This window comes from Paraburkholderia dipogonis, assembly GCF_042680985.1.
Lineage (GTDB): Bacteria > Pseudomonadota > Gammaproteobacteria > Burkholderiales > Burkholderiaceae > Paraburkholderia > Paraburkholderia phytofirmans.
Genome location: NZ_JBHUFR010000029.1, coordinates 74,169 through 94,232, shown reverse-complemented (window position 1 = coordinate 94,232; position 20,064 = coordinate 74,169). Strand labels below are relative to the sequence as shown.

Annotated in this window: 21 protein-coding genes and 2 pseudogenes; 7 read left to right on the top strand and 16 right to left on the bottom strand. The window is 59.4% G+C overall.

What is annotated here, in order from left to right:
* The first annotated feature begins 159 nt into the window (after positions 1-159).
* On the top strand, positions 160-759 hold the full coding sequence (locus ACFSNN_RS32210; protein WP_134466187.1) for a recombinase family protein: 600 nt from the start codon (positions 160-162) through the stop codon (positions 757-759).
* A 281-nt stretch (positions 760-1,040) separates the two neighbouring features.
* Here ACFSNN_RS32210 and ACFSNN_RS32205 read toward each other — a convergent pair whose 3' ends face one another.
* From ACFSNN_RS32205 to ACFSNN_RS32195, 3 genes are all read right to left on the bottom strand, one after another.
* Positions 1,041-1,829, bottom strand: a complete 789-nt coding sequence (locus ACFSNN_RS32205) for a PD-(D/E)XK nuclease domain-containing protein (RefSeq protein WP_134466186.1) — start codon at positions 1,827-1,829, stop codon at positions 1,041-1,043.
* Between the two features lie 346 nt (positions 1,830-2,175).
* Positions 2,176-2,757: a hypothetical protein gene (locus tag ACFSNN_RS32200; protein ID WP_134466185.1), complete on the bottom strand. Its 582-nt coding sequence runs from the start codon at positions 2,755-2,757 to the stop codon at positions 2,176-2,178.
* Positions 2,758-2,931, bottom strand: coding sequence for a hypothetical protein (locus ACFSNN_RS32195; RefSeq protein WP_166799454.1), 174 nt, complete (start codon positions 2,929-2,931; stop codon positions 2,758-2,760).
* A gap of 861 nt (positions 2,932-3,792) precedes the next feature.
* Here ACFSNN_RS32195 and ACFSNN_RS32190 point away from each other — a divergent pair.
* On the top strand, positions 3,793-4,701 hold the full coding sequence (locus ACFSNN_RS32190) for a retron St85 family effector protein (RefSeq protein ID WP_134466184.1): 909 nt from the start codon (positions 3,793-3,795) through the stop codon (positions 4,699-4,701).
* The gene (locus ACFSNN_RS32185; RefSeq protein ID WP_134466183.1) at positions 4,698-5,645 is read left to right on the top strand and encodes a retron St85 family RNA-directed DNA polymerase; all 948 of its coding nucleotides are present in this window, start codon (positions 4,698-4,700) and stop codon (positions 5,643-5,645) included. The genes ACFSNN_RS32190 and ACFSNN_RS32185 overlap by 4 nt, the downstream gene beginning before the upstream one ends.
* Positions 5,646-6,392: 747 nt before the next feature.
* Here the strand turns inward: ACFSNN_RS32185 and ACFSNN_RS32180 are convergent.
* The 6 genes from ACFSNN_RS32180 to ACFSNN_RS32155 all read right to left on the bottom strand — a co-directional run bounded on the left by ACFSNN_RS32180 (position 6,393) and on the right by ACFSNN_RS32155 (position 13,230).
* A complete protein-coding gene (locus ACFSNN_RS32180) occupies positions 6,393-7,373 on the bottom strand; it encodes a transporter substrate-binding domain-containing protein (RefSeq protein ID WP_377765117.1) in 981 nt (326 codons plus the stop codon).
* Between the two features lie 144 nt (positions 7,374-7,517).
* The gene (locus tag ACFSNN_RS32175; protein WP_134466182.1) at positions 7,518-9,152 is read right to left on the bottom strand and encodes a rhodanese-like domain-containing protein; all 1,635 of its coding nucleotides are present in this window, start codon (positions 9,150-9,152) and stop codon (positions 7,518-7,520) included.
* A gap of 84 nt (positions 9,153-9,236) precedes the next feature.
* Entirely contained in the window at positions 9,237-10,430 is a 1,194-nt protein-coding gene (gene metC, locus ACFSNN_RS32170) for a cystathionine beta-lyase (protein WP_134466181.1), read from the bottom strand.
* Positions 10,430-11,065: a cysteine dioxygenase family protein gene (locus tag ACFSNN_RS32165; protein ID WP_134466180.1), complete on the bottom strand. Its 636-nt coding sequence runs from the start codon at positions 11,063-11,065 to the stop codon at positions 10,430-10,432. The genes metC and ACFSNN_RS32165 overlap by 1 nt, the downstream gene beginning before the upstream one ends.
* Positions 11,066-11,107: 42 nt before the next feature.
* A complete protein-coding gene (locus ACFSNN_RS32160) occupies positions 11,108-11,974 on the bottom strand; it encodes an amino acid ABC transporter ATP-binding protein (protein WP_134466179.1) in 867 nt (288 codons plus the stop codon).
* Positions 11,971-13,230, bottom strand: a complete 1,260-nt coding sequence (locus ACFSNN_RS32155; protein ID WP_134466178.1) for an aminotransferase class I/II-fold pyridoxal phosphate-dependent enzyme — start codon at positions 13,228-13,230, stop codon at positions 11,971-11,973. Before ACFSNN_RS32155 ends, ACFSNN_RS32160 begins: the two co-directional genes overlap by 4 nt.
* Before the next feature lie 328 nt (positions 13,231-13,558).
* Here ACFSNN_RS32155 and ACFSNN_RS32150 point away from each other — a divergent pair, with 328 nt between their 5' ends.
* The 3 genes from ACFSNN_RS32150 to ACFSNN_RS32140 are packed head-to-tail and all read left to right on the top strand — an operon-like array spanning position 13,559 to position 15,994.
* The gene (locus ACFSNN_RS32150; RefSeq protein ID WP_134466177.1) at positions 13,559-14,410 is read left to right on the top strand and encodes a transporter substrate-binding domain-containing protein; all 852 of its coding nucleotides are present in this window, start codon (positions 13,559-13,561) and stop codon (positions 14,408-14,410) included.
* Positions 14,407-15,156: an amino acid ABC transporter permease gene (locus tag ACFSNN_RS32145; RefSeq protein WP_134466176.1), complete on the top strand. Its 750-nt coding sequence runs from the start codon at positions 14,407-14,409 to the stop codon at positions 15,154-15,156. The genes ACFSNN_RS32150 and ACFSNN_RS32145 overlap by 4 nt, the downstream gene beginning before the upstream one ends.
* A 31-nt stretch (positions 15,157-15,187) precedes the next feature.
* Complete coding sequence (locus ACFSNN_RS32140; RefSeq protein WP_166799472.1) at positions 15,188-15,994, top strand: amino acid ABC transporter permease; 807 nt, start codon at positions 15,188-15,190, stop codon at positions 15,992-15,994.
* A 316-nt stretch (positions 15,995-16,310) separates the two neighbouring features.
* On the opposite strand, the pseudogene ACFSNN_RS32135 reads toward ACFSNN_RS32140, so the two are convergent.
* Positions 16,311-16,430, bottom strand: a pseudogene (locus ACFSNN_RS32135) (ATP-binding cassette domain-containing protein); the annotation flags it as partial.
* A gap of 181 nt (positions 16,431-16,611) precedes the next feature.
* Positions 16,612-17,109 (bottom strand): annotated as a pseudogene (locus tag ACFSNN_RS32130) (SDR family oxidoreductase); the annotation flags it as partial.
* Positions 17,110-17,169: 60 nt separating this feature from the next.
* Between ACFSNN_RS32130 and ACFSNN_RS32125 the strand changes: the two are divergent.
* Positions 17,170-17,891 (top strand): IS6 family transposase gene (locus tag ACFSNN_RS32125; protein WP_134466174.1). Its coding sequence is split into 2 segments (ribosomal slippage): positions 17,170-17,476 and positions 17,476-17,891, totalling 723 coding nucleotides; the frame shifts between segments, so codons are not numbered across the junction.
* Positions 17,892-18,122: 231 nt separating this feature from the next.
* Here the strand turns inward: ACFSNN_RS32125 and ACFSNN_RS32120 are convergent.
* The 5 genes from ACFSNN_RS32120 to ACFSNN_RS32100 all read right to left on the bottom strand — a co-directional run bounded on the left by ACFSNN_RS32120 (position 18,123) and on the right by ACFSNN_RS32100 (position 19,906).
* Positions 18,123-18,338, bottom strand: coding sequence for a hypothetical protein (locus ACFSNN_RS32120; RefSeq protein ID WP_134466173.1), 216 nt, complete (start codon positions 18,336-18,338; stop codon positions 18,123-18,125).
* A gap of 31 nt (positions 18,339-18,369) precedes the next feature.
* Positions 18,370-18,837, bottom strand: a complete 468-nt coding sequence (locus ACFSNN_RS32115; RefSeq protein ID WP_134466172.1) for a hypothetical protein — start codon at positions 18,835-18,837, stop codon at positions 18,370-18,372.
* Positions 18,838-19,055: 218 nt separating this feature from the next.
* Positions 19,056-19,271: a hypothetical protein gene (locus ACFSNN_RS32110; RefSeq protein ID WP_377689906.1), complete on the bottom strand. Its 216-nt coding sequence runs from the start codon at positions 19,269-19,271 to the stop codon at positions 19,056-19,058.
* A 39-nt stretch (positions 19,272-19,310) separates the two neighbouring features.
* Complete coding sequence (locus tag ACFSNN_RS32105) at positions 19,311-19,661, bottom strand: type II toxin-antitoxin system ChpB family toxin (RefSeq protein ID WP_134466171.1); 351 nt, start codon at positions 19,659-19,661, stop codon at positions 19,311-19,313.
* Positions 19,655-19,906, bottom strand: a complete 252-nt coding sequence (locus ACFSNN_RS32100; protein WP_134466170.1) for an AbrB/MazE/SpoVT family DNA-binding domain-containing protein — start codon at positions 19,904-19,906, stop codon at positions 19,655-19,657. The genes ACFSNN_RS32105 and ACFSNN_RS32100 overlap by 7 nt, the downstream gene beginning before the upstream one ends.
* Between the last annotated feature and the right edge of the window lie 158 nt (positions 19,907-20,064).

The window sequence follows — 20,064 nt, the reverse complement described above, 5'->3', positions numbered from 1 at the left end:
CTTAGGACTGTCTCCGGCCCCTTGCGCTGGGAGCATGGATCATTTCGGTACACCATAACGAGCCAGTGTCTTGGGTGCTGGCGCCTGGATCAACAGGATCAACCGTCAATTTGAGCCATGCTATAATTGATCTACATATCCTAATGATCCATTAAAATCATGCGCAAGCTCTACTACGGTCGGATTTCCACCACTGACGGCCAGTCCTCCGTGAGCCAGTACGAGGACGCCAAAGCCCACGGCGTGCAGGACAAGGACGTTTTCATAGACGAGGGTGTCAGTGGCTATCATGTCGCGCCGGACGAGCGGGAACAGTGGCGCAAAGCGGAGCACGATCTACGGCATGGCGGAGTTCTCATCGTGCGCTGGCTCGACCGCATTAGCCGCCGCTATGACGAACTACACCGAACGATGCGCCGCTTAATGGACCTCGGTGTTCGCGTCGAATGCACACTCAACGGGATGGCTTTTGACGGGAAAGCCAAAGACCCCATCGAGAAAGCGACCCGAGATGCCGTGCTGGCATTCATGGCCGCACAGGGGGAAGCGGACTACCGCAATCGAGCAGAGATGCAACGTCGCGGCGTAGCGATCGCCAAGGCAGAAGGGAAATACAAGGGGCGCGCGCGATCCCACGACTACGCAGCCATCAAGGCATGGCGCGCTGAAAGCGGTGCGAGCATACGGGAGACCGCTGACAAGTTCGGTGTGGGAACGGCAACGGTAAAGCGGGCGTGTGCAGAGCACATGCCGTCCTAACCGGTGCTCGCTGCCGTCTGAGTCGAGTCGCGGCGCATGAGCGCCCGCCCGATCATCGACGGAGTCGCGCTGATCTCCGTTTCCGTCCATACGCGCGAGCGGGTCGCGTTCCGTACCGTGCAAATCTCTAGCGTTCGGAATATTTTCCGGTGCCGCCCCGGTATCGCGACTGGAAAAAAGAAAAAGGACTTATGGCGATTTGCCGTGGACCTGTTCCTTTTGACCATCCGTCAAGGGCAGGAGACGAAACGGGGCGGTCCAACGTACAAGCTTTTCAACTGTCACGATCCCGGCCCTTGTACAAGGAGCGGCGTCCAATTGACGTCCGCATTCACAAGCGCGAACTCTTCTTCGACCTCGTCCTGCCGATAGAAGGGACCGGTCATATAGAACACCGCGTAGAAGTTGCGCCACGCGTCGTCTTGGCCGTAGCCTTTCATATCCGCATAGATGCCGTCCAAACAGGATTTCATCCCATTTTTGGAAGTCACATACTTGTATTCGACCAAGGCCCGTAGTGCGGGGACGCCAATGTCAGCCCGGTACGTTTTAATTGACTTATGTATTGGCACCTCTTTTCTTACGTCGTCAAAGGCGAGTCGCAGGGATTCGAGTATTGCGTTCCTCACCGCAGTCTCCGACTCGGGCTTAAGCTCGCGTTGATGAATTAATTTTCCCGTGTTTAGCAGCATCGTTTTTAACACATCGTGTGCTGTCGTCGATACTGCATCTGTCATTGACCGCAGCGATTCGAAGTGTGCCCGCACACGAGCCAAATGAGGCGCATGCCGCAAAATGTCGTGATCTGTGTACTCGTTATCTGCGAACTTGTCTGAGTTCGCGCGCCGCTCCGCGTTTATCTCCCGGGCGTATAGCGAAAGTCCAAGTCGCTCACCCAAGATTCCGGTGTCTCGATAGGCCTTTTCGATGTAGTACGATAAGAGTTCTTGGGCGTCTGCTTGCTCACGGTCTTCGTCAATGGTATCGAGCGTTGCGTTTTGCTGCGCCTCGTCCAACTTGACGACAGCTTGATGCGCTTCATCAAGCGTCCTTCGGATTGATTCTGCCAATAGGATTTCCTCTCTGCCCACAACCTACCTCCAGTTTTAGCTGTAAAAAGGCGGCCGACTGCAAAGATGCATACGCATCAACAACGGCTTCGCCCCCAAAACACCCTATCGCGAATACTGAAAGCTTTCAAATCGGCTTCCAGCGGCAAGCGGGCTAGGATACGGACACTGGGCGCCTATCATCGTTGTACCGTGCCTTGCTTGGAATTGCGCAAATCGCCGCCTAAGCCGCTGAAACAAGTCTGGACGGGTGCAACGTCCCGTCACTAGGTTCGCGGAATGCAATGTATTGGAATCGGCGCGGACTTGCTTGCTCGGCACCATGGTACTGACGTTGAAGGCGCAATCACGCGCTAATTGACGGCAACAACGAGCGCAGCCTGCTCGTTAGATTCCGGACCGCCTGAAAGTCCGTACTTGAATAGATGTTGGGAGGAGCAATGCCGCCCGTCGCCAAAGGTCGAGGCATCATCTCGGTATGACTCTTGGGGGTGGAATACCGCCCGGCCCAGACGAGAAATGTTTCCAGTCGCTCGCACAACCCTGTTTCTGGTGCCGTGAGCTGAACGCCTGCTAGTTGTGCGATATCGCGAAGATTATGGCTCATGAGTCGCCTCGTGATCGCCCGATCCTTCGCTTTGATCGACGCCGACACGGCTTGATCGGTTAGGGCGATGCCTTTTAGCAATACTTCGACCGCGAGCGCGCCGAGCATGAGTGCGTTATGGCCGATCCCCGGAACATAGGTAATGGGCTGCGGTGGATTCGCTGTCATTCCACGTACCTTGTCGGCCAGATCGTTTTCGGCGACTTGCGCAACAATGTTGAACGAGCGTATCAAGGAATCAGCATCAAGAGCCCAAACCACAGCCTCCGCTCGCAAAAATTCAAACTGCTGCTCCCAGTACTTTTCTGTCGAGTTCGGCACTCACTTCTCCTCGGCCTCAGATTCCGATTCGTCGGTTGCTGCCAATCCCGCCGCCTGCATCATCGCGGTGGCGGCCGTCTCCATCGAATTGCGAACCGGCTCCATCCAAAGCCGCGCATAGATTGCCGTCGTCTGCATCGACTTATGGTTCAGCGAGCGGCCGATTGCCGACAAGTTCGCACCGGGGCTGGCCTGTCACAAATCCATCGTCTTCGGCAAATCAGGGAGCTGCGGATCGGGGACCTCAACTTCCGCGAAAACGCGCGCACCGAATTCTTGCAAGCACCCGCATGCCCGCCCGCCCTTTATGGTAAGCAAACGTGGAAGTCAATTCGAAAGGTAATCATCTCATGTACATGCATTTGATTACCACCAGACAGCACCGATCTTGCCCGGTAGAAAAACGGACGGTTGATTTCCATCGTCTAAAAATCCGGACGATTTACTGCCGATCATCAGCAAGCTTAATCCGCCGACTGATGGCGAGCCGACTCGTGGAACTCCGCGCACGCGTCGCTTACGCACCCAGCGGCATTGTGTTCAGCGCGAGCAAAAGACCGTCGAGAAAGCGACGCGAGACGCGATCTTGGCGTTTACCGCAGTGGAAGGCCAAGTCGACTGACGAAACCGGGCGGAGAGGCAGCGTTGTGGAATGACGATCGCCAAAGCAAGGGAAAGGTCCACGCGCGTTTGCCTGACTGCGCGGCGATCAAAGCGCAACCGGACGTGAGCATCCGCGTCGCAGTGGAGGTGTTTTGGCGTAGGTGCGGCGACAGTCAAGCAGGCTTGCGCGATGAAGGAGTCCGCGTAGTTGCTGTACGGTGTGCTGCCGCTCGCTAATAAGTGGCAAAATTTTCCTCGGCAATTTAGAATCGATACCTCAATTACGCGATGGGTAGCTAAGAGCTATCAATGTCCGGCGTTTCGCAGGACTGCGTTTGGGTGGGCGACATCAACGGCACGAATTTCGCGTCCGGCGAGCGGCCACAAAATCCGTGCCTAACTTCAAGGTAATTGAGCGTGTCTGGTGAGCCCTTGGATCGTTTCGTAGAGATCGTCGATCCGGGGGCTTGTCACGTCATCAATCTCCCCAATCGAATTTGGGTCTTTGGTGGCCCATGTTCACGCCATGGTGAGGCTCCGGCTTCCCTCCGGGACGCGTTCTGGAAGCAAACTCTGCAATCGACAGCGCAGCAGTCGTGGCTGAGTGATCTTGATCGACCAGAAAATCATAACGGGTGGTGGGCCTTCTCGGGCTATGACGATCTGCTGGAATTCGAGCGCGACGCGTGCTATTTGGCCCGTGCGACGATCCTGTTCGCCGAGTCGCCAGGCTCGCTCGCCGAACTCGGTGCCTTAGCAATTGACGAGTCGATTCTGCCAAGGTTGCATGTCGTCGTGCAGTCGCATCATTTGGTAGACACGCAGCGGGAATCATTCCTTAACTTGGGGCCGTTGAAACGAGTCGAAAAGCATGGTTGCCGATGCGTTATTGGCGGCACTATCGCTACACAACTGCCTGCAGTTGAGTTCGAAAGTATCACTGATTCAATAGCATCTTGGTTGCCGACTGAACCACGGACCTCCGCATTCCGAACAGACAACCCAACGCATCGACTTTTGTTACTCGCCGACCTTGTTGATTTGTTGCTTGTCAGCAAACTCGACGACGTCCGGCGGGCTGCGGGACATTTCGGTGTAAGACTGGGCGAATCCGAAATCGAGCGTGCGATGAGGCTGCTTGATTTTTTGGGCTTGGTAAAGCTAGAGCATCGAGGCAGGGAGCCGTTCGCTGTCCGTCGAGAAAAAAGCGCTGCGCCTTGGGTTAAGTACACTGCAAAAGTGGGACAGCCTCACTTCGATCGCAGCCGTTTCAAGATTACGGCGGAAGAATTTATTCTGCACGACCAGCGACGCAACTCGATCTTTGAGAGGCGTCAATGAGCATTGTTAACGAACCGCTTTTTGATCGGCTTCTTGCGCTTTCTCCTTTCTCTGCCCGAGAACTGGGGGTACTCATCGCCACTGCTCCGCATCGCTATAAGAATCACTATATCGAGAAGAGAAACGGCCGGGGGAAGCGACTGATTTCTCAGCCGACAGCGGAACTGAAATTCTTGCAGCGCCTCATCGTGAAGCACGAAATGTCATCGCTGCCAATTCATGACGCTGCAACCGCTTACCGTTCCCAGCGCTCAATCAAGGAGCACGCTCTACCCCATGCTCGCGCGAGGTACCTGCTCAAGCTCGATTTCCGTGATTTTTTCCCGAGCCTCAAAGCGACGGCCTTACGGCACCGGCTTTTACTGGACGCAAACTACACGGAGCCAGAACTGTGGATGCTCTGTCAAATCTTGTTTAGAAAAGCTGGACGTCATACCGACCTTCAACTCTCCATTGGCGCTCCTAGTTCGCCTCATATATCGAACTATCTGATGTGGGAGTTCGACAAGAAGCTTGCTCAGTTCTGTGAGCTACTCGGCGCAGAATACACAAGATACGCAGACGATATCGCGGTGTCGACTTCGTTTCCTCATTTGCTCGACGCGGTGGAGGCCGAGATTCGTCGGCTGCTCGGAGAACTCGACTATCTTGGGTTATCGCTGAACGAAGGCAAGACGGTCAACGTATCTACGAAGAGCCGAAGGACTTTGGTCGGACTTGTTCTTGCAAACGACGGTACTGTTTCGATTGGCCGCGAGGAAAAAAGACGCTTACGTGCCACGATGCATCGACTAGTCCAAGGTTTATTGGCGGGGGAAGAAGTCGCTCGCTTGCGCGGACAATTGGCGTTCGTCTATTCGATTGATCGCGCTTTTGTTGATTCGTTGTGCGCCCGCCACGGTTTTACAAGTGTCGGCTCCATAGGCCAACCCACTAGCGATTGAAGACAGACAGAATCTTGCTCGTCGCCTTTCGACAAACGCCATGACTACAGTCGCCATCTGGTATCAGGAAAATTATCCAACATACCCGATATGGGTCTGCTCGGACTCTCGAATTTCCGGCAGTCAAAGCGAAAGCTCGACGGAGGTCGAGCCGCTTCCGCTTCTTCGCCATAGTCCGAAAATTTTTCCGCTCGCGATTACTTGCTTGGAGCACACCGCCGTACCGAAAGCCATTGCTTTTCAGCACACGATTGGCCTCGCTTATGCCGGGAGCAGCTTGTTTGCGGTGAATCTGTACGCGGCCCTTACTCCGATTCTCGCGAACCTAAGAGGCAGCCGTGGGGACAAGGTGTCGATCAGAGAAGTGGCAAAATTGGCGAGGACCTTCCTACTGGAATTCTCGCGTGCTTACGGGGCAAGAACTGGTGCTACCGCTCGCGTGGAAATTGCTATCTTTGGATTTTGCAGAGCAGACCTCACTCGCCGAGTTTTCGTCCTCTCACCCGAGACCGAACCTAGCCCGGACGGTCCTGTGCCATCAGTGACGCTCGATGAAATAGACTTCACTACGCCCGAACAAGTGTTCCTCATGGGGAACCACAAAGCAGAAATACTCGAGCGCATTCAATTAACGCGATCCAAACGGCCTGCTGACTCGTCGTTTCGCCAACTAGCGCCTCGCGACGTGATCCGTGAGGTCATCAAGGAAGGGCGCTTGCCTGACATTGGAGGCACTGTGCAACTGGCTCAAGCCCATATCGGCGGTTTCCTGCAGTTCATGGACCTAGAGCGGCCAGCGGAAGATGGAATCGCGACGAACTTCAGATATCTCGGATTTGACCTTAACGAATTCGGCAATGTTGGCCCCTGCTGGTTTTCGCTCCCGGCTGTAATGTGATACCAGACTACGACGCTGACTGTGGCGGTGCGTCCAGTTCGTGCTAACTTGATCCGGGGCGGCCACGCTGAATTACATGCAGTGAAAACACTTGAGCAACAGCCAAGAATCATGCGCAAAACGGCTGCGGCGCTAGAAGTTACGCCAGAGTGCAAAAAATATTTTGATAGTTGATTTGTTTTGAGTGAAACAAAAAAGCCGTTTAGTGCTTTTAAATTCAATGGCTTATCGATTATATCTGGCGGAAGCGGTTCCGCCTGCCCCTTGCGCACCCAGATCACCGAAGGCGACGGAATCAGTTGCGTCGGCATCGGCGACTCGTAGTCTTTCCATTCGCCCGACGTGTTCGCAAGCCGCGCCTGAATGCCGGGCGTCACATGCACCGACGCGACGCAGGTGCCGCCGCGCAATGCGAGCAGCGCTTCGGGCATGCCTTTAAACGCTTTGACCTGCGCGCCGTATTCCTCGATCAGCGGCTTCGTGTAGTTGCTGCCCTGCGAAACGCACACGGGTTTGTCGCGCAAGTCTTTCCAGCCGTGAATGCCGGAGCCCTTGTGAACCATCGCGGAGCCGCCGATTTCTTCGAACGGCGTCGGCACGTAGCTGAGAATTTCATCGCGCTCCTTCGTGTATTGCATGCTGGCGATCAGCGCGTCCACCTTGCCCTGCTGCAGAAATTGCACGCGATTCGGCGGCGTCACTTCGATAGCCTCGAACTTCACACCGAGGTGTCTTGCCAGGCTTTCGCCCAGTTCAACGTTGTAGCCGATTGGTTTGCGCGTCACCGAATCGAGCGAGCCATATGTGCCGTCGAGTACTACACCGACCACCAGCGTGCCACGCGCTTTGATGCGATCGAGCGTGGCGTCGGCGTACGCGGCATTCACCCAGGCACCGCCGGCTAGCGCGATCGAAAGAAGCACGCCAATGCGCCGCGTTCGTTTGAAAAACCCGAATGACATAAATGGACGCTGTCAGTGAGAGAGGGCCGCGTCGGACGTCTGCACGTCGAGGCGGAAGTGGTCGAGTTCATCCGGCGCGCACTGCGCGATCAGCCCCGTTTCCCACGCGAGATACGCGCGGGCGGCGTCGAGATTGCCTTCATGACGGTCATGCACGAAGAAAAGATGGTCGATGCGTTCACCGTCCGCGGGACTATCCGGCGACGAGTCGAGCGGAAGACCCGCATCGGTCCAGCTTGCAATGCCGCGCGCTGCAATCGACACCGACGTGAAACCCGCCTCCTGCAGATCGAGCGCCGCCAGCGCGGCGAGCGCGGGCGAATCCGCGAACAGCACGATCGGGTCGGCGTGCGTGGCCGCAGCAAGCGTGTCGAAGAGCCGCGGACGGATCGACCAACGCGCGCCTCGCGCGTGTTCTTTGCGGTAAGCGGCGCTGGAACGCAGATCGATGAGATGCAGTGCAGTGACGCCACTCAGTTCGCGCAGAGCATTCGTGTCGATCAAAGCCGCCCGGGACGACGACGCCTGCGGAGCCGCACGCTCTGATGCAACGCGTCGCAAAGTCACCGCATCGCGCGACGCGACCAGCGCGGTTTCAATGCCCAGTTGCTTGAGCCAGCTCGCTATCACCGGTGCACGGACCTCGTCATGATCGACCAGCAGCACGCGGGCGCGGCGCACGCCGATGCTCTGATCCGTTGCCTGCAACAACTGACCGCCAGGAGCGTGCCCGGCGGCCGGCACGCCATCGCGTTCGTATTCCGTCGCGCTGCGCACGTCCAGCAGATAGGTGGTGCGATCCGATGCATCGAGCCACGACTGCGCGGTCTCGCGATCAAGTGTCGCCAGCGCAAAGCGCTCGGAGAGTTCCGCTGCGCGGCGACGGGCGTCGATGACCACGCTTGCGTCGACCTCATCCGGATAGCGGCGCACACTGCCGCGCTCGAGCTGCAAACCGGCAAGCGCCCAGCCTTGCGTGCCGTTCTCCAGCGCCACCACGGGATTCGGCACACCAAAACTGCGCAACAGTTGTGCGCCAATGATGCTGCGCGTGCGCCCCGCGCAGTGAATCACAACCGGCGTGCGCGAGTCGGCCACGAGCGCGCCGAAGCGGTACGCCAACTCACCATTCGGGCAGCCCAGGGCGCCGGGGATCGTCATCCTGGTATGCTCTTCGACCGTGCGTCCGTCGAGCAGAACGAGCGGAGCGCCCTCGGCCTGCCGTTTCGCCAGTTCCGCTGCCGAGATGTGCGGCGTGCCATACGCATGCTCGACGAGTTCGCCGAACGTTTTCGACGGCACGTTCACGCCTTTGAACAGTGTATAGCCCGCCGCCTCCCAGCCGCGCGTACCGCCTGCGAGGATCGACACGCGCGTATAGCCCAGCGCTTCGAGCCGACGTGCGGCACGGCGTGCTATCGCCTCATTCTGTGCGCCATCGTCAAGCAGGACGATGCGCACGCCACGACGCGACGCGAGCCGTTCGACATCAAGTTCCAGGCGACTATAGGGCAACGGGATTGCGAAGAACGGGTGTGCTTCGCCGAATTCACCGGCTTCGCGCACATCGAACAGCGCGATTTCGTGCCCGTCGTTCAACCATTCGCGCACGGTTGTCGCGGGGATCAGCGGAAAATTGTCTGCCATGAGGGTTTAGAGCGCCACGGGAATGAAGAGGAAATGAAGCGGAAATGAAGCGGAAATGCGGCGCCAATCGCGCGAAGGCGTGCATCACTTGAGTACGCGGCGAAATGCCTGGCCGAGATCGGCGATCAGATCGGCGGGATCTTCGAGGCCGACATGCAGCCGCACGATCGGATCGGAACCGCGCCAATAGCTGTGCTCGCGAATCCGCGAGGGCGGCGCGACCAGCGCGAGGCTTTCATAGCCGCCCCATGACGCGCCGATCCCGAAGAGCCGCAACGCATCCACGAACGCGTACGCTTGCGCCGCTTGTGCACCCCTGAACGCAAAAGACACGAGTCCGTTGGCGCCCTTGAAATCGCGCTTCCACAACGCGTGACCGGGATCGTCGGGCAGCGCAGGATGGAACACGCGCGCGACCACGTCACTCTCCGTTTGCAGATAGCTGGCGACCTCCAGTGCGTTGCGGCCATGCTGCGCGAGCCGCACCGCGAGCGAGCGAATGCCGCGTAACGCGAGATAGGCATCGTCGGCGCCGACGCTCAGACCGAGCGCGTCGTGCGTGTCGAGCAAACGGCGGCCGATCTCGGGGTTGGCGGTCGACACCGCGCCCTGCATCAGATCCGAATGGCCGCCGAGATACTTGGTGATCGCCTGCAGCGAAATATCGGCGCCCAGCGCCAGCGGCTGATACAACAGTCCCGCGCCCGACGTGTTATCCGCTGCGAGCAGCACCCCGTGCTCATGCGCGAAAGCGGCGAGCGCCGGCAGATCGATCACCTCGTAGAGAAAAGACGACGGCGACTCCGCGTAGATGAGCCTGGTAGTCGGCTGCAACAACGCGGTGGGCAAGCCGTCGCTCGCATTGAAATAGGTGAAGGACACGCCGAGCCGCGTGAGCAGCGGTTCGACGCGCTCGCGCACCGGACCGTAGACGCTGTCCTGCACCAGCACGTGATCGCCCGGCGACAGCAACGCGATGAACACCAGCGAAACGGCGGACAGTCCCGAAGGTGCGAGCAGCACGCTGCTCGCACCTTCGAGTTCGCCGATCGCCGCTTCGAGCGCGCGATGCGTCGCCATACCATGCCGGCCATACGTGCTGACGGCCTCACCCGCTTCGCGGCGCTGCTGCAACGCAACCCGATCGGCATTCTGCTCGAAACGAACCGTGCTGGTGCGCACCACCGGCACGTTGACCGGCGCGGCACCGTCTTCGAACGGCGGCGAACCCGCGTGCAGAACGCGCGTCAGCAGTCCGTCATTGTCGCGCGCCGACATCAGCCTACCGCCTGGGTGCCGCGTTGCATGTGCGTCGCGTTGTAACGCACCACCAGACCCGTGTCCGTTTCGAAGCCAAGCCGCCCCGCCAAGGTTTCGAGCGGCCGGCCGTACAAGTGGAAATGCAGCGTCGGCTCCGCGCCGCCAACGTGAATACTGTGGATGTCGTCAGGCAGAAACGCAATCGGCACGCCCGGGCGCACCACCACCTCCTGTGCCAGTTCGAGCTGCGCGCGATCCGGGTCGCGGCCGTCGTCGAGACGCCGGTAGAGGCGGTTGAGTTCCGCGCCGTCGATGGCCGCGATCACGGCCCACGTGTCGTGGTTATGCGGGATCGTCGTCTTGCCCGGCAGAAGCGAGTTCAGGTAAAGCGCGAAACCGTCTTCACCGGGATTGAGCCGGTAGCGGGTCGACGTGTCGCCGCTGCCGGGTTGCGGCGGGGGAAAGTCGGCGGCATCGAACAGCGAGCGCTGGGTCGCGAGTTCGAGCAGCCGCTCGCTCAGCGCCTTGAGCGCTTCGCGCGTCACGCCTTTTTCACCGATGATGCGGCGGGCGTCCGCGAGCAGTGCCTGCACGGCATCGTTGCGTTGAGTGAAGACGTCGCTGTGGATTTCTTGAGTCGTGGCGGTTGTCATGATCGTGAGGAATGGGCGAATTGTTCAGGGAATGGAGCGTCGTCAGACGCGGCGCCGCGAACGGACTTCACGGTCCTCGCCGCGGGCGCGTTGCAGGAAGAGCCGCGTTCTGTTGTTGGCGGGGTTGCCAAAAATCGCGGCGGCGCTGCCGTGCTCGACAATCACGCCGCCTTCGGTGAAGAACACCTCGTCGCTAATGTCCTCCGCAAAGCGCATTTCATGCGTGACCAGCACGCAGGTTTGTCCTTCGTCCGCGAGTTCGCCGATCACATTCAGCACTTCGCCTACCGTTTCCGGATCGAGCGCCGAAGTGACTTCGTCGAACAGGATCAGATCGGGCCGCATTGCCAGCGTGCGGGCTATCGCCACGCGTTGCTGCTGGCCGCCGGACAATGCACCCGGATACGCACGGGCTTTGTCCGCGAGACGCACCTTGGCGAGCAGTGCGTGCGCGTCGCTTTCGGCTTCGGCACGGCTGCGCACGAGCACGCGCATTGGCGCGATGGTCAGGTTTTCGAGCACGTTCAGATGCGGAAACAGGTTGTACTGCTGGAACACGAAGCCGATGCGCTTGCGCAGCGCAATGCGTTGGGCGTCGGTCTTCTGCGCGCGCACGTCGATTCCGTCGACGTGAATGTCGCCGCTTTGCGGCGCGATCAGTCCGTTGATACAGCGAAGAATCGTCGACTTGCCCGAGCCGGACGGTCCGATGATCGACACGGCCTGTCCGCGCTGAACGGACAGATCGATACCTTTGAGCACCGCCGTGCTGCCGTAGGAGAGATGCACGTCGCGCAGCGCAAGCAAAGCGCCGCCGCCCTGCCGGCCAGCTTGCGGCGCGTCGCTATCGGCGGCGGCCGGCGGCACCGCCGCGAGCACCGCGTGTTCTTCCAGTGCGATACGGTTCATACCGCCTCCGTGAATAGTGTTTCGGAACCGCGTGCGACAGCGTTGCGGCGCGTGAGTCCGACGACCGCCGTCGCGAGACGCCGTGCGCCTTCCACGAGAGCGCCGCGCTCAGCGACAAACGAAAGCCGGAAGTGATCGGGCATGCCGAACGACGTGCCGTCGACGACCGCGAGACCATGGTCGTACAACAGGTATTCGACGAAGTCCGTATCGCTGAGGATGTGGCGGCCATTCGCGGTTGTCGAGCCGATCAGCGCACTGCAATCGACGAAGGCAAAAAATGCCCCTTGCGGCGCGATACACCTGAGTCCTTTGATGTCCGCCAACGCGTCGAGCAGCAGATCGCGCCGCTCGCGATAGGCTTGCACCGACTCGCGCACAAACCGCTGATCGCCTCGCAACGCGGCGGCGAGCGCAGCCTGACCAATCGACGAAGGCGCCGAGGTGGATTGAGACTGGACGATCGTCATCGCGCGAATCAGTTCGACGGGACCGGCGCCGTAGCCAATACGCCAGCCTGTCATCGCGAAAGGTTTGGAGCCGCCGTTGACGATCAGCGTGCGATCCGCCAGATCGGGCGCAAGCGTCAGCCAATGTTCGCGCGAGCCGTCGTCGAAACGAATGTGTTCGTAAATTTCGTCGAGCAGAATCCAGACATGCGGATGACGGCGCAGCACGGCTGCAAGCCCGGTCAACTCATCCGCGCCATACACCGCGCCCGACGGATTGGACGGCGAATTCAGAATCAGCCAGCGCGTGCGCGGCGTGATCGCCGCCTCGAGACGCGCGGGAGTCAGCTTGTAACCGTCTTCACGCAGCCCCGCGATCTGCACCGGCGTGCCGTCGTTGATCGCGACCATAGCGGGGAACGATTGCCAGAAAGGCGCGGGAACGATCACTTCGTCGCCGCTGCGAAGCGTCGCGGCAAAGGCGTTGTAGATCACATGCTTGCCGCCATTTCCCGCGATGATCTGCGCGGCGGGGTACGTCAGGCCATTTTCGCGCGCCAGCTTGTCGCTGATCGCGTTGCGCAGCTCCAGCGTGCCTGCCTGCGCGGTGTATTTCGTTTCTCCGGCGGCCAGCGCGGCGATGGCGGCCTGCTTGATCCAGTCCGGCGTGTCGAAATCCGGCTCACCCGAGGTCAGCTCGACGACCGTTCGACCGCTTGCGGCCAGCGCCTGCGCGCGTGCCTTGGCCGCAGCGTTGGGCGCGATGCCGATGCGCGCCGCGCGCTCGGAGAGAATCAGTTTCGTCATTCGTTGGGTGTCCTGTCGTGAATGCGAGTGGTTAGTGGCGGCGTGCAAGCGGGGCATCCCGGCGCAGTTCCACCGAACCAGCAGCAGATGATTTTAGGAACACAAAAGACATTCGCGAACCAACGAATATGCGAAACCTTATCTAGTGGTCTGCTATGTCAGCAAAAAACCCGCGGCAGCGCTCGTAGCCATGCTTTAGCGTCCGCGCGCTTTGCTTAGCAGATTCATTTCGTTTGTTTTGCGCCAATCTTGCTCTAGTGTATGCGGCTGCAATGGCGCCTTCGCTGTAGCTTACGCGCCCGTCCTCACACCATTCATCCGATCGCTCATGACATTACTGAAAGCGGCACGACTCAAACGCTTCGCACGCCCGGCGCTGATCGCTGCCGCCCTCGCGGCAGCCGTGAGCTCAGCGGCTCATGCCGACCAGACGCTGGACAAGATCAACTCCCGGCACGAAATTGCCGTCGGCGTGCTGATCGGCGGCAGCCCGTTCGGCTCGCTCGATCCGCAAACCCAGCAGCCGCGCGGCATCAACGTGGATCTCGCGAACGACATCGGCAAACGGCTGGGCGTAAAAGTCCAGTTGGTGTCGGTACAACCTTCGACCCGCGTGCAGTTCCTGCAGCAGGGCAAGGTCGACATTCTGATCGCCAACATGGAATACAACCCGCAACGCGGCGAAATTCTCGAGCACGTGCCCACGCCCTACTATCGCGTGGGCGGCACGGCGATCACGCCGAAATCGAGCGGCGTTACAAAATGGGAAGATCTGCGCGGCAAGCCGGTGTGCATCTCGCAGGGCAGCAGCTACATCCGGCCGGTCGTGGAGAAATACGGCGCGATTCCGCGCGCCTTCCCCGGCGCGTCGCAATCGCTGCTCGCTTTACGCGGCGGCAGTTGTGTCGCGGCAGTGCATGACGCCGCACCACTGCTTTATCCGCTACAGCAGCATGATCCGGAATGGCGCGATTACCGGACCCTTCAACCGGAGCTCGAACCCGCTCCGTCCGTGATCTGGGTGCGGCAAGGCGAAAAGGACACGGCGGCTAAACTCGATGCGATTGTTCGTGACTGGCACGAGAGCGGCTGGCTGATCGACGAGGAAGCGAAGAACGGGCTCACGCCGGCTTCGCCCGCACTGGCTGAGTGGCATCGTCAGTTGCCTGCGGAGCAATGAGCGTGACGACGACATTTCGCGCGCTGATCGACGTCACCGCGCATGCCGGGCTCGACTTCCGCTTCCTGCTCGACGCTTATGAGCGCGTGCCGTTTCTGCAGGGCATCCTGGTGAGCATCGAGATCGTCGTATCCACCATGCTCGGCAGCGCGCTCGCCGGCGTTCTTCTGCTGCTCGCCCTGCGCGGCAGCAACCGCTCGGTCGCGGGCGCGGCGCGCGCGTTCGTCGAACTCACGCGCAACACGCCGACGCTCGTGCAGTTGTACTGCGCGTTTCTCGTGCTGAACATGCTGATCACGCAATGGCTGCGCGAGAGCCATGTCGATAATCCGTTCAAGCCGTTTTTCTGGGTCGTGCTGGTGCTGTCGCTGCATAAAGGCGCGTTCCATGCGGAAGCGCTGCGGGCCGGTTTCGATGCGCTGCCGTCGCAAACGCTCGAAGGGGCCGCATCGCTTGGCTTCGACCGCGCCACGCGCTTCTGGCGCATCGAGTTTCCGCTTGCGTTGCGCACTGCGTTGCCGGCGCTCGTGAATAATTTTGTCGAACTGGTGAAGGCCTCGGCGCTCGCGTCGGCCATTGCGGTCGGCGACATTACCTATCAGTCGATCATGATCTGGACGCAGCGGGACAACGTGCTCGCGCTGATGATCCTGATCCTGCTGTTCTTTGGCTTGCTGACCTGGCTGGTCAGCCTCGCGGGCCGCTGGCTCGAACGCCGTCTATGGATTCCCGGCTATGGCGCCTAAAACAATCGTCACGTCCACGTTGCCTGAAATCATGGCGAATCGCGAAGACGCGGCGCGCGGCAACTCCCTCACACGCGGCTTGACATCGGGCGCAGCCGCAGCGCTTGGCGTGTTGATCGTCGGCGCGTTGCTGTGGGCTGCCGCACCCGAATCCGGCTCACGCAGTGAAACCATTGCACGGTTCGTCGAATGGACGCCCGCTCTCGCGCACGGCTTTGCATTGAATGTGCTGATCAGTCTGGGCGCCGTTGCAATCGGCTCGATCATTGGTCTTCTGATCGGTGCACTCGCGCTGTCCCACTCGTTCGTTGGGCGCGCCGCGAGACTGTGGGTGCAGGCGTTTCGCAACGCGCCGTGGCTGGTGCTGATCTACTTCACCACGTACGTGTTTCCATTCGAATTCACCGTACTCGGCACGACCCTGCCATTCCCCGACTGGCTCAAGGTGACGCTCGCCCTCGCGTTGCCGGCGAGCGCGAACATCGCGGAGGTATTTCGCGGCGCGGTGGCCTCCATCCCGACCACCCAGTGGGAGGCCGCGAGGTCCCTCGCCTTTTCACGTACGCAAATCCTGCTGCATATCGTGCTGCCGCAATGCGTACGGCGCATGCTGCCGCCGTGGATGAACGTCTACGCGATCATCACGATGGGCACGGCGCTGTCTTCGCTCGTCGGCATTCACGATCTGATCGACACTGCCCAGATTGCGAGCAGCACGGTGGCTCGTTCGAGTTTTACCGTGCTCACGTATGTCGCCACACTGGTGATTTTCTTTGGTTACTGTTATCCGATCTCGCAGATTACACGTTGGCTGGAGAAGCGGCCGATCGCCCATTGACGAGGTGTAGTGGTGTTGCACTTCAGATTTGAGGCCGCCAATTCATTTGTGCCTCCGTTTCACGATTTTTGCGAAACGTTGGTTTCCATGTCTTTCAGTCGACCTCGACGCGGGTAATGCAGGACCGAACGCAGCGCTCGAGCTTGAGCGTGCGATCCGCATGCACTTAGAACGAAACATCGCTCAGCACCTGTGCGCCGTCACGATAACGCGCCGAGGTTGCCTCGACCACCAACGCGGGCCGAACATCAGGCACCGCGGCGTTGGGCTCGCGGGCCAGCATGGAGACGTTCAATAGCCGCTTTGTATAAGGATCGCGGGTCGCGGCGTCGAGCGCGGTGGTCGGCTCGTCGAACACGATCACGTGTGGCGACGCACACAGCGCCCTTGCGGTCATTGCGCGCTGCAACCGGCCGCCGGACATCTGATGTGGATAGATGCTCTTCACAAAGCAGCCGACGTTATCGAGTGGATGCCATACGGGGAACCAACTGTTTGCGCTATGGATATACCAAAGCGCAAACGAGTACTTTTCCGTGTTCGGAATGACTTTAGCGACGTTTATCGGGAAGCGAGACAACACCGAGCGATCAAAGCGCCTACGTGTGGCAGAACGCTCACTTCCCGCCGGTGACATCAAGAAACGTACCTGTGATGAAGGAAGCCTCGGCGCTCGCCAGCCAGAGGATCGCTCGCGCAACCTCTTCAGGCTGACCGCCTCGTCCCATGGGAATCGAGTCCCTCACGCGATCCACCCGTCCCGGCTCGCCGCCGCTCGCATGCATCTCGGTGTAGATGTGCCCGGGGCGAATGCAGTTGACGCGAATTCCCTCGCGCGCGACTTCCTTGGCGAAACCGGTCGTGAAGGTTTCCAGCGCGCCCTTCGACGCCGCGTAGTCGACGTATTCGTTGGGACTGCCGAGCCGGGCCGAGGCCGACGATACGTTGATGATCACGCCGCCCTGCCCATTGTGACGGTGGGACATGCGCTTCACGGCCTGCTGCGCGCACAGAATCGGACCGATCGAGTTGACGGCGAAGATACGCTGCATTCGCTCGAAGCCGAGATCCTCGAGCCGGGACTGCCGCGCTATGATCGCGGCGTTATTCACTAGGGCTGTGTCGTAATAAGCTACTGCAGTAAAATCGGTGGCCCGACACCGATGCCGACCACAATGGGTGATACAAAGAAAATACCGCGCAAGACGCTGCCTGATGGCGTCGGCAAGGTACTGAAGCGGTTGCATTACCCACTGGACGTGATCCTGCTTTGCGTGCGCTGGTATGTGGCGTACTCATTGAGCCTACGCAACCTCGAGGAAATGATGGCCGAGCGGGGAATTGAGCTCGATCACTCGAGCGTTCACCGGTGGGTCATCAAGCTCGTCCCCTTGTTCGAAAAGGCATTTCGCCGAATCAAGCGCCCGGTCGGCAGGAGCTGGCGCATGGACGAGACCTATGTCAAGGTCAAAGGCCACTGGAATACTTGTATCGGGCCGTCGACAAGGAAGGCAACACCGTCGATTTCCTGTTGCGCGCCCATCGTGACAAGGCTGCTGCGCGCCGGTATTTCGAGAAGGCAATCGCTCAGAACGGCGAGCCCGAAACTGTCACCGTGGACAAGAGTGGCGCCAATCTGGCCGCGCTCGAAACGCTCAACACCGAGCGCGAGACGCCGATCAGGATCCGGCAGAACAAGTATCTGAACAATATCGTCGAGCAGGATCACCGAGCCGTCAAACGCATCGTCAAGCCGATGATGGGCTTCAAGAGTTTCCGGTGTGCTCGCATCATTCTGTCTGGCATTGAGCTGATGCACATGATTCGCAAAGGGCAAATGCAGGACAAGCGCGATATCAAAATTGCGGCAGAGAAATTCTATTCGCTGATCATGTAAGCATTCCTATTCATGCCGGAACGCGCGTGCCTCACTTCTCTTATCGCGACACAACCCCTCTTCCGCTCGTGCAACTTCTTTCTCAGCAGCAGCCCTGTCCGGTCCGTCCGTCGTCGCTTTCGACAGCGTACGGCGCGCGTCCCTATACTTCGTGACCTCTCCGAGAACGTTTGCCAGAAAGGCGTTCGTGTCTTCGGGCAGACGAAATGCGGCATCCATTCGACTGCGTAGCTATTTCTCCAGGCAAGCGCTGGCTTCGTCAGCCTTGCCGCTCAAGTGTGCTGCGATGACATCGTTCGTTGACGCATATACTGCCCAGCGCCTATCGAACAGGTCATGCTTCAGCCCGCGCCGACCCAAGAGCCATTGCTGAAAAGCGACAAATGCACCAGCCGCAGCGATCATCGGTGCTGTAAGGCCGAGCACCACCTGAAGCCAGACGGGCATACGCTTTTACCTCATTTTCCTATCCATCGGCCTAGCGGCCGGAGTGTTCCAGTGACATTCGCATAACTGGCCGTTTAGAAAGATGCGGCAGAGGGTCAATCCCGATCGCCTGAAGTCCAACAATCGCCGCAACGACGGCGAAGGCTATGACATACAACACGTTAAGTTGCTTCCTCGCCTTGCTTTGATCGAACTCCCTCTGGCGCATCCGCATAAGATGCGGGCCGTACAGCGGGTCGTGAAGCCCTTGCTGTACCTCCTCTCTCACAGCGATATTGCGTACATAAAAGAAAACCATCCAAACGAAGGCCCAACACAAAGCCCACAACACTAGACGGTGCCGATGTGGACTCTCAGGCGACCACAGCCACGCCGCGCCGATCCAAGCAAGAGGAACCACCAAAATGCCAGCAAGGTGCAGGAACACACGCGCGTTTGCGGCCGGAATCTCATAACCACGTAGCTTGAACGTCCTGACCAAATCTCTTTTGCCGTGCATAGCTTTCCTAGCTTCCCTGTTGGGGGCTTCTCTTTGCTGAATCGACTGCGAGGTAAGCGCCCAAGATCCCTACGGCAAACATGGCTTTGCTCGTCATAGCCGAGGCCGGAAGAAGCCAGCCGAGCGCTCCTACAACGACAAGTGTTGAGATCACCCAGAATCGCGCCGTTGGCTTCCGTTTTAGAACAGCAAACATGGTTTTCCTGATTTTCCGGTCGCTACGCGTGAATACGCGGTTTGCCACTCCACGCTTGCCGAGTATCGAGAAGCAACTTCCGCGTCGCTGCGCTTTGATCCGCCGTGATAAGAGCAAAGTCATCCAAAGCGCGCACGTAGCCCGACGCGAATTTCAGAGCCTCGTCGGCTTCCCATGCGTCGTGCGCGGTCCGCACCGATTCGACCAGCTTAGAAAGCATTTCGTCAGGCGTTGCCATATCCGTTTTCCAGTGCCGCGCGCGGCGGCGAATTTCCCGTTATTCCAAAATCGTTTGCAGGCGCGCGAGCGCGTCTTCGATAACTTCGACCGGTGCGCGCTCGACTTTGCGGGCACCTCGCGCATCAAGATCGAGCGTGCGAACCATGTTCACAAGCGCCACACCCTGCGTTTCAGTGCCCGAACCCGAGAGCGGCACGGCAAATCCGGCATATCGTGCGAACTCTCCACCCTGCGTAATTGGCGCAACGAGCGCCACGCCGAGCGCGTTGAACGCAGCAGGCGAGAGAACGAGCGCGGGCCGAAAATCCCCTTGCTGCTCCTTTCCCATCGTCGGATTCAGGCTGACTCGCACGATATCGCCACGCTCGAATTTGACGCGCCTCACCATGCTTCGTGCCCCACAGGCTTGGCTTCGACCCACGCAGCAAGATCAGCCGGTTGCGGAGCCTTCTGGTCGCACTGCGCGACCAGTTCATCCAGCGAATACTTGCGCCGAGCGGGCGTAAGCAACACGCCATCGGGCCGCACATCGGCGTTCAGCGAGCTACCCGCCGACGCGCCAATTTGCTCCAGCAACACAGTTGGCAGCCGGACCGCGGCACTGTTGCCCCATTTCTGAATCTTGAGTTCCATATCTCGCTCCAAATGTAGATCCATTGTAGACACGTGCCATGAAAAAGGCAAGCGTTTTGTATCTACATTGAGTCTACACGCGGCTCGCGGGACGGCCCCATAAATCGCTACCCGGTTTAACGGCATTTCGCGCCGAAACTCAATGCCTCGCAAGCGCC

Coding starts and splice junctions, on each gene's coding strand:
- ACFSNN_RS32110 (WP_377689906.1), bottom strand. CDS start 19,271: ATGGCAACGCCTGACGAAATGCTTTCTAAGCTGGTCGAATCGGTGCGG.
- ACFSNN_RS32160 (WP_134466179.1), bottom strand. CDS start 11,974: ATGAACCGTATCGCACTGGAAGAACACGCGGTGCTCGCGGCGGTGCCG.
- ACFSNN_RS32100 (WP_134466170.1), bottom strand. CDS start 19,906: ATGGAACTCAAGATTCAGAAATGGGGCAACAGTGCCGCGGTCCGGCTG.
- ACFSNN_RS32210 (WP_134466187.1), top strand. CDS start 160: ATGCGCAAGCTCTACTACGGTCGGATTTCCACCACTGACGGCCAGTCC.
- ACFSNN_RS32165 (WP_134466180.1), bottom strand. CDS start 11,065: ATGACAACCGCCACGACTCAAGAAATCCACAGCGACGTCTTCACTCAA.
- ACFSNN_RS32175 (WP_134466182.1), bottom strand. CDS start 9,152: ATGGCAGACAATTTTCCGCTGATCCCCGCGACAACCGTGCGCGAATGG.
- metC (WP_134466181.1), bottom strand. CDS start 10,430: ATGTCGGCGCGCGACAATGACGGACTGCTGACGCGCGTTCTGCACGCG.
- ACFSNN_RS32145 (WP_134466176.1), top strand. CDS start 14,407: ATGAGCGTGACGACGACATTTCGCGCGCTGATCGACGTCACCGCGCAT.
- ACFSNN_RS32105 (WP_134466171.1), bottom strand. CDS start 19,661: ATGGTGAGGCGCGTCAAATTCGAGCGTGGCGATATCGTGCGAGTCAGC.
- ACFSNN_RS32140 (WP_166799472.1), top strand. CDS start 15,188: ATGGCGAATCGCGAAGACGCGGCGCGCGGCAACTCCCTCACACGCGGC.
- ACFSNN_RS32155 (WP_134466178.1), bottom strand. CDS start 13,230: ATGACGAAACTGATTCTCTCCGAGCGCGCGGCGCGCATCGGCATCGCG.
- ACFSNN_RS32185 (WP_134466183.1), top strand. CDS start 4,698: ATGAGCATTGTTAACGAACCGCTTTTTGATCGGCTTCTTGCGCTTTCT.
- ACFSNN_RS32150 (WP_134466177.1), top strand. CDS start 13,559: ATGACATTACTGAAAGCGGCACGACTCAAACGCTTCGCACGCCCGGCG.
- ACFSNN_RS32115 (WP_134466172.1), bottom strand. CDS start 18,837: ATGCACGGCAAAAGAGATTTGGTCAGGACGTTCAAGCTACGTGGTTAT.
- ACFSNN_RS32120 (WP_134466173.1), bottom strand. CDS start 18,338: ATGCCCGTCTGGCTTCAGGTGGTGCTCGGCCTTACAGCACCGATGATC.